Annotated in this window: 8 protein-coding genes; 1 reads left to right on the top strand and 7 read right to left on the bottom strand. The window is 71.4% G+C overall.

What is annotated here, in order from left to right; genetic code table 11:
- From H0488_RS20310 to ffh, 6 genes are all read right to left on the bottom strand, one after another.
- On the bottom strand, positions 1-269 hold a 269-nt coding region (locus H0488_RS20310), incomplete at its 3' end, for a hypothetical protein (RefSeq protein WP_183101046.1).
- Positions 266-2,164: a S8 family serine peptidase gene (locus H0488_RS20305; protein ID WP_183101045.1), complete on the bottom strand. Its 1,899-nt coding sequence runs from the start codon at positions 2,162-2,164 to the stop codon at positions 266-268. The genes H0488_RS20310 and H0488_RS20305, both read right to left, overlap by 4 nt.
- A 103-nt stretch (positions 2,165-2,267) precedes the next feature.
- A complete protein-coding gene (locus tag H0488_RS20300) occupies positions 2,268-3,347 on the bottom strand; it encodes an amidohydrolase family protein (protein ID WP_183101044.1) in 1,080 nt (359 codons plus the stop codon).
- 110 nt (positions 3,348-3,457) lie between these two features.
- On the bottom strand, positions 3,458-4,096 hold the full coding sequence (locus tag H0488_RS20295) for a hypothetical protein (protein WP_183101043.1): 639 nt from the start codon (positions 4,094-4,096) through the stop codon (positions 3,458-3,460).
- Positions 4,097-4,236: 140 nt separating this feature from the next.
- Positions 4,237-4,605, bottom strand: a complete 369-nt coding sequence (locus H0488_RS20290) for an NYN domain-containing protein (RefSeq protein WP_183101042.1) — start codon at positions 4,603-4,605, stop codon at positions 4,237-4,239.
- Positions 4,606-4,612: 7 nt separating this feature from the next.
- Complete coding sequence (ffh, locus tag H0488_RS20285; protein ID WP_183101041.1) at positions 4,613-6,208, bottom strand: signal recognition particle protein; 1,596 nt, start codon at positions 6,206-6,208, stop codon at positions 4,613-4,615.
- 92 nt (positions 6,209-6,300) lie between these two features.
- On the opposite strand from ffh, the gene H0488_RS20280 reads away from it, so the two are divergent.
- Positions 6,301-6,603, top strand: a complete 303-nt coding sequence (locus H0488_RS20280; RefSeq protein ID WP_183101040.1) for a hypothetical protein — start codon at positions 6,301-6,303, stop codon at positions 6,601-6,603.
- Here H0488_RS20280 and H0488_RS20275 read toward each other — a convergent pair.
- Positions 6,575-7,624: HD domain-containing protein (locus H0488_RS20275; protein ID WP_183101039.1), on the bottom strand; the 1,050-nt coding region annotated here is incomplete at its 5' end. The two genes, H0488_RS20280 and H0488_RS20275, sit on opposite strands and share 29 nt — an antisense overlap.

The raw sequence follows: 7,624 nt of genomic DNA, 5'->3' as shown, positions 1-7,624 counted from the left end.
TACTCCCGGTGCTCGGGGGCGAGCCAGGTGAGATCGCCGGCGTCGACGGCGCTGAGCAGGCTCACGACGCGGACGACGTCGTCGGACTCGAACGGCTCCCCGTCGGCGACACCGCGACCGGTGGCCGAGCTCGTCCACCCGGACGGTCCGGCCGGCAGCGCCCAACCGGGGAGGGACAGGTCGGACGGGGTGAGCAGGCGTGCGCCCGCCCACCCCGCCGCCAGGGCCGCGGCCCCGGCGTCCCGCTGTGACGCGAGGACCAGGATCACGGCTGGCCGTCGCCGTTCCTGGCCGCGGTGACCGCGGCTTCGACGACCTCGCCCGAGACGTCCGGCCGGTCCTCCGCACCCACGAACGGGGCGCCGAGGCTGCCGACCCGCCGTTCGATGCGCTCGAGCCGCTCAAGCACCTCCTGGAGACCGTCGACGCCCTCGCGCACGGGGAAGACGACCTCCTCCCCCAGGTCGAGCACGTCGTCCTGCTCGCGACCGACCAGCTTGAAGATGTCGGGGATCTCCAGCGAGACCTCCTTGAACCGGTCCTTGACGTCGATGTCGCGGAGGACCTCCTTGATCCGCAGCTTGTAGATGTCGTCCTCGAACCGGATCCGCTTCGTGAACCTGCGGGCGGCCCGGATCGCGGCGTGGACGTCGATCCGGCCGTAGCCCATCTCCTCGTTCCAGGTGCCGTTCGCGTGACCGGCGACGTTGGCGTACGGCACCGTCCCGACCTTGGCGGCCGTGGTCTCGATGATCCGCCGTACGTCGACGTTGCTGAGCGAGGAGTTGCGCGACAGGATCAGCGCCGCCAGTGCGGCGACGTGCGGGGTCGCCGCCGACGTACCGTTGAAGGTGCCGGTGTAGTCACCGCTGGTGTAGCCGTTGCCGCCGAGCCGGTCGGTGCTCGGGATCCGCACGCCCGGCGCGACGACCGAGATCTCGGGTCCGTAGTTGGCGCCCCACTGCTCGCCGTCCGGGCTGCTGGGCGACTTGCGGTTGTCGGCCTGGTCGCTGGCGCCGACGGCGATGACCAGCGGATTCGTCGCGGGATAGGTGATCCCGTTCTGCGTGTTGTGGTTGTGGGTCGCCACGCACATCACCAGCCCGGCGTTGAAGGCCTCCTGGATCGCCGGGTCGATCACCGCGTGGTCCCAGGCGTTCCAGCCGAAGCTCATCGAGATCACCTGGGCGCCCTGGAGCCGCGCGTACCGGATGCCCGCGGCCACCTCGATGTCGCTCCAGGTGCTGAACGCGATCGGCAGCAGCCGGCATCCGCCGGCCAGCCCGGCGACGCCGGCGCCGTTGTTGGTGCGGGCGGCGACGATGCCGGCGCACGGCGTGCCGTGGTTGCCGGTCGGCGCACCCGTGCCCGACATGGTGCCGAGGTTGATGCCGTTGTGGAGGAAGCCGCCGGCGAGGTCCGGGTGCCCGAGCTCGACGCCCTCGTCGAGGATCGCCACCGTGACGGCGCTCGAGCCCTGCGTCAGGTCCCAGCCGGTCGTCCCGGATCCGCCCGCCCCGATCTGACGCAGGTTCCACTGGTCGGCGTACATCGGGTCGTTGGGCGTGTAGGCGACCGGCACCCGCATCGGCACCCACTCCAACCGCACCTCGACGGTGCGGCCGAGGGCGTCGGCGATCCGCTCCTGCAGGTCGTACGCCGGCGTCGCGACCGGGTCGGCGACGGCGAAGTAGTCCAGCTCGCCGAGGAGCGAGGACCTCACCTCGTCGCGCACCAGGCCGAGCGCCGTGACCGCGGCCAGGTCCTCAGGACTCTGGACGTCGGCGTGGTTGAGCACGACGGCGTTGGCGGCAGGAGCGAGCTGCTCCTCGCCGGAGCCGAAGTCGGCCGTGTAGACCGGCGAGCACCAGCCGACGGAGCCGGACTCGCACGCGGCCTCGACCGCGGACATGTCCACCGCCGCACCGTCGGCGGCGCGGGCGAACACGAAGTCCGGGCCGGAGTTGACGGGCTGCTTCTCCTCGGGCGCCGCGTCGGCGGGCGCCGCCGTACCCTCGCCCTCGGCCACCAGGCCGATCGAGGCGAGGACGTCGTTCCGCCCCGCGGCCGTCGGTGCGGACCGGGGCGAGAGCAGGACCCGGTCGGGGTCGCGGGTCAGCGCGGCGCCGGAGGGGTGCGAGAGCTGGTCGGGGTATTCAGGCATGGCTGTCTCCTTGGGGGGTCAGGCGACGAGGTGTCGCTCAACCCCTAGGAGCCGCGCTGGCGTGCCCTGATACCCGCACCGGCTCGACCGGCGCCGAAATCCGTCAACTGAATGAGTGGCCGCGGAGGACGACGTACGACGGCCGCGCCAGCACCGCGAGGTCGTCGAGCGGGTTGCTCGGGTAGACCACGAAGTCGGCCGGGTCACCCTCGTCCAGACCCGGGTTCCAGCCGAGCCACGCCCGGGCGCGCCACGACGCCGCGCCGAGGACGTACGACGCGGGCAGGCCCATCGCGGCCATCGCCCCGATCTCCTCGTGCAGGCAGCCGTGGCGGGTGCTGCCGCCACCGTCGCTCCCGACGAACAGGTCGACCCCGGCGTCGTACGCCGCCATCAGGACGTCGCGGCGGCTCGCGTGCAACCGCTCCATGGTCGCGGCGTACGACGGGAACTTCTCGCGACCGGCCTCGGCGAACTCCGGGAACTTGTCGGTCTGCAGCACCGTCGGCACGAGCGCGACGCCGCCCGCGACCATCTGCTCGATGTGGCGCTCCTCGAGGCCGGTGCCGTGCTCGATGCAGTCGATGCCGGCGTCGAGCAGCGGCCCGAGCGAGTCCGTCCCGAAGCAGTGCGCGGTGACCCGGGCCCCGAGGGCGTGGGCAACGCCGATCGCGGCCGCGACCGAGTCGTCGGTGAACGACGGAGCGAGGTCGCCGGCGTCGCGGCTGATCCAGTCGCCCACGAGCTTCACCCAGCCGTCGCCCGCAGCAGCCTGCTCGGCCACGGTGTCGGCCAGGTCGTCCGGCTCGACCTCGACGCCGTAGTCGCGGAGGTAGCGGCGGGTGCGCGCGATGTGCTTCCCGGCGCGGATCAGCCGCGGCAGGTCCTCTCGTTGCTGGACCCACCGGGTGTCGGCCGGCGAGCCGCAGTCGCGCAGCAGCAGCACACCGGTGTCGCGGTCGGCGATCGCCTGGCGCTCGGTCTCCTCGTCGCTGACCGCTCCCCCGTCCTCGAGGCCGAGGTGGTTGTGGGCGTCGACCAGGCCGGGCACGATCCAGCCCTCGGCTGCCGTCTCGGCGCCTGCCTGGCGCTCGTAGGTGACCAGCCCGTCGACGACGTACAGCTCGCGCACCTCGCCGTCGGGAAGGACCGGGCCGTGGAACCGAAGTGCTGGGGTCGTCACCCTCCGCAACCTACCAACGCCCACCCGGCTCAAACTCACGTCGCAACACCCTCGACCCGGCTCCAACTTGGAGCCGGGTCGACGGGCTTCTGGCCGCGAGCGGCCGTCCGCTACGGCGCGGGAACCGTAACGGTCGACGTCGGGATCGTCCGATAGACGGAGATGTCGGTGAAGACCCTGTCCACCGCCTGCCCGCTGTCGGTGATGAGCACCGATCCGAGCTTGTTGACCACGAAGTCATGGCGAACGCCGTCGAAGAAGTGCCCTGGCAACGAGATCACGTATCCGCTGTCGCCGTTCATGGTGACTGACCACGAGCTCCTTGCGACTGTTGCTTCGTCCCAGACACCTGGCAACTTGCGCAACAGGTCACCGCTCGCAAAGTTGAAGGAGCCCAGGTCGTATCGGATCACCCTCGCACCCGTCGCGGTCGGAGAGAGGTCAACAGCCTCGATGCTGCCGTTCTTGACGTCGACGCCGGCCACCGAGCCGTCCGTCAGGTCACCGGAGCCCACCGCGCCGTTCTTGATGTCGACGCCGGTGACCGTCTCGTTGAGGATCTTGCCTCCGACGACGCTGTCGGCAGCCAGCTTGGGCTGGGTCACGGCGCCGTTGGCGATCTCACCGGTGGTCACCAGGTCGGCCGCCATGCTGGGCATGGGCGAGAAGGAGAACGCGACGGTCAGAGCCGCGTAGGCGATGCCGTGGCGGCGGAGGTGGCCACCGAGGTGGCGTAGGCGTTCGGACATGGCAACTGGCCTTTCGCGGGGCATCGGGAGTGCGTCCACTCTGCGCCGCCGCGGCCCACAAGTAGTCAGGGCTAGCCCGGATCTTTCCCTCTCGCCTCGGCCACAGGCTGCGTCCCGTCAACCCGCACCACGCCCGACAGCTACAGGAGGTCGAGGAGCCAGGTCGGACTCACCGTGACGGCGCCGGCGCCCGCCACCCGGGCGTCGAGCGCCCGGTCCGCGGTGACGACGGTGACCCGGTCTCCACGCCCGGCAGCGGCGCGGGCCTCGGCGACGATGGTCGCGTCGCCGTCCTTGGGTGCGTGCACGGTGCGCACGTGCGCGTCGCGCCCCGGCCGTACGCCGCCCTTCGCGCCGCCCTCGAGCACCAGGACCACCTGCTCCTGTGGCACGTCGGCCACGGGCAGCTGCTCGTGCAGCCGCCGGGCCGCGCCGGCCCGGTCCTTCCACCACCCGTCGGGGCGGGAGCCCACGACGTTCGCGGCGTCGACGATCAGGACCGTTGCCATCGACGGCCTACTTGAGGAACTTGGAGAAGTCCTTGGGGAGGTCGAGGTTCGCGGCGGCGGCCTCGTAGTCGACGTCCTCCTTGGGCAGCCCGAACGGGTTGGCGGCCTGCTGGGCTGCCTTCTCCTTGGCGGCCGCAGCCTCCTGCGCGGCCTTCGCCGGGTTGCCCGAGCGCCGCTGGCCGCCCTTGGCCTTCGCCTTCTGGGCCTGCTTGGCCTTGGCGCGCTTGCCGCCGCCGGGACCACCCATGCCAGGCATCCCCGGCATGCCGGGCATCCCCGGGACGCCGGCGAACCCGCCGCCCTTGGCCATCTGCATCATCATCTTCCGCGCCTCGAAGAACCGGTCGACGAGACCGTTGACGTCGGCGACGGTGCGGCCGGAGCCCTTCGCGATCCGGGCCCGGCGGGAGCCGTCGATCAGCTTCGGGTTGTTGCGCTCGGCAGGGGTCATCGAGCGGATGATCGCCTCGACCCGGTCGATCTCGCGATCGTCGAAGTTCTCGAGCTGCTCGCGGATCTGACCGGCGCCGGGCAGCATCTTGAGGATCTTGGTCATCGATCCGAGCTTCTTGATCTGCTGCATCTGCTCGAGGAAGTCGTCGAGCGTGAAGTCGCCGCCCTGGCCGCTCAGCTTCTGCGCGGCCTTGAACGCCTGCTCCTGGTCGAAGACCTTCTCGGCCTGCTCGATCAGGGTCATGACGTCGCCCATGTCGAGGATGCGCGAGGCCATCCGGTCAGGGTGGAAGACGTCGAAGTCGGTCATCTTCTCGCCGGAGGACGCGAACATGACCGGCTTGCCGGTGACGTGGCGGATCGACAGCGCGGCACCACCGCGGGCGTCGCCGTCGAGCTTGGTGAGGACGACACCGTCGTACCCGACGCCGTCGAGGAACGCCTGAGCGGTCGTCAGCGCGTCCTGACCGATCATCGCGTCGACGACGAAGAGCACCTCGTCGGGCTGGACGGCATCGCGGATCGCGGCGGCCTGGCCCATCATCTCGCTGTCGACGCCGAGCCGGCCCGCGGTGTCGACGATGACCACGTCGTGCAGCTTGCGCTTGGCCTCCTCGATCGAGGCACGGGCGACACCGACGGGGTCGCCGACGCCGTTGCCGGCCTCGGGCGCGAAGACGGGTACGCCGACCTTGTCGCCGTTGACCTGGAGCTGCTGGACCGCGTTGGGGCGCTGCAGGTCGCACGCGACGAGCAACGGGGTCTTGCCCTGCTCCTTGAGCCAGAGCGCGAGCTTGGCCGCGAGCGTGGTCTTTCCGGCGCCCTGGAGGCCGGCGAGCATGATGACGGTCGGGCCCGTCTTGGCGTAGCGAAGGCGCCGGGTCTCGCCGCCGAGGATCGTGACCAGCTCGTCGTTGACGATCTTGACGACCTGCTGGGCGGGGTTCAGCGCCTGGCTGACCTCCTCGCCCCGAGCGCGCTCCTTGACGGCGGCGACGAAGTCCTTGACCACCGGCAGCGCGACGTCGGCCTCGAGCAGGGCGATCCGGATCTCGCGAGCGGTCGCGTCGATGTCGGCCTCGGAGAGCCGGCCCTTGCCCCGGAGGTTCTTGAACGTCTCGGCAAGGCGGTCGGACAGCGTGGCGAACAAAAGTGATCCTCAGGGACGGGGCGTGCAGGGTTTCGAGCACCAACTCTATCGGCGAAGCGTCTGCGCAGCCGCCAGAGGCATACCCTGGCCGCATGACGTACGTCGTGTTCGGAGCCGTGGGGGTGCTGCTGCTCCTCCTCGTGATCTGGTCCGGGCACCGGATGCTCCGCAACCCCTCGGGGAGCGGAGGCGGCGTCGCCGACGGCATGGGCAGCTTCATCGACGTGTTCGACCCGGCCCGCGCTCGCGCGGACCAGGACCTGAAGTCGAAGGAGAACCAGGGCGAGATCATCCCCCGCCCCGAGGACGACGACCGGGCGATCCAGATCGACCACGTCGGCATGCGGGCCCTGATCAGGCGCGGGTCTATCCCGAAGGGTCCGACGGAGGACTGAGCCGCTCGCGGATCGCGGCGACAGCGGCCGCGGCGCGCAGCTCCGACAGGACGTCACCGCTGGCCTCCTGGAGGTAGAACACGTCCACGGCCTGCGGTCCCAGCGTCGAGATGTGCGCCGACCGGACCGAGATGCCCAGCTCCGCCAGCACCGCGCTGACCAGGTAGACGACACCGAGCCGGTCCGACGCCCGCACCTCGATGACCGTCGCCTGGTCGCTGGCCTCGGGCCGTACGTCGACGGTGGGCGCCAGGTCGTGCCCGTTCGCCCGCGGGGCCAGCCGCGCGGCCGGATCGACCCGCTGGGACGCGACGCCGTCGAACACGCTCCGCAGCCGCCCGGCGTCGAGCTGGTCGTCGGCGACGTCCCACACGGAGACGCCGTACTCCCCCTGCGACCAGATCCGCGCCGCGCGCACCTGCAGCCGTTGGAGCGCGAACGTGGCGGCGCAGTCGGCGAGCAGACCGACCCGGTCCGGTGACACCGCGGTCACCCGCGACCCGTCGGCGACCGGTTCGACGGTGATCGCGATGGCCCCGGCGCGGGCGGCGGCCGGGATCTCGATCTCGTCGACGACGAGCGCGGCCGGGGCACTGCCCCGCTCGAGGGCGACCCGCACGCGTCGCGAGAGGTCGCGGATCAGGCCGGCGCGCCAGGTCGACCACGCCTTGCCGGACGTCGCCTTCGCGTCGGCCTCGGTCAACGCGGTCAGGAGAGCCAGGAGCTCCGGGCTGTCGACGTGCTCGGTGAGCAGCTCGACCGTGGCGGGGTCGTCGGGGTCGCGGGTGGTCGCGGTGGTGGCAAGGAGCAGGTGCCACCGCACCAGCCGCGCGATCAGGTCGACCGCCTCGGGCTCGAAGCCCATCCGGGTCGCGATCGCCCGGGCGAGCGGCTCGCCGGCCGCGCTGTGCTCGGTGGTGCCGCCCTTGCCGATGTCGTGGAGCAGCGCCGCCACGACCAGCACGTCGGGGCGCGCGACCTCACGGATGAGGGCCGACGCCTCGATGCAGGTCTCGACGAC

It is taken from the genome of Nocardioides pelophilus, assembly GCF_014180685.1.
In the GTDB taxonomy this organism is placed as follows: Bacteria; Actinomycetota; Actinomycetes; order Propionibacteriales; family Nocardioidaceae; genus Nocardioides; species Nocardioides pelophilus.
The sequence above is the reverse complement of the archived record's forward strand: the minus strand, read 5'-3'. Positions and strand labels throughout refer to the sequence as shown.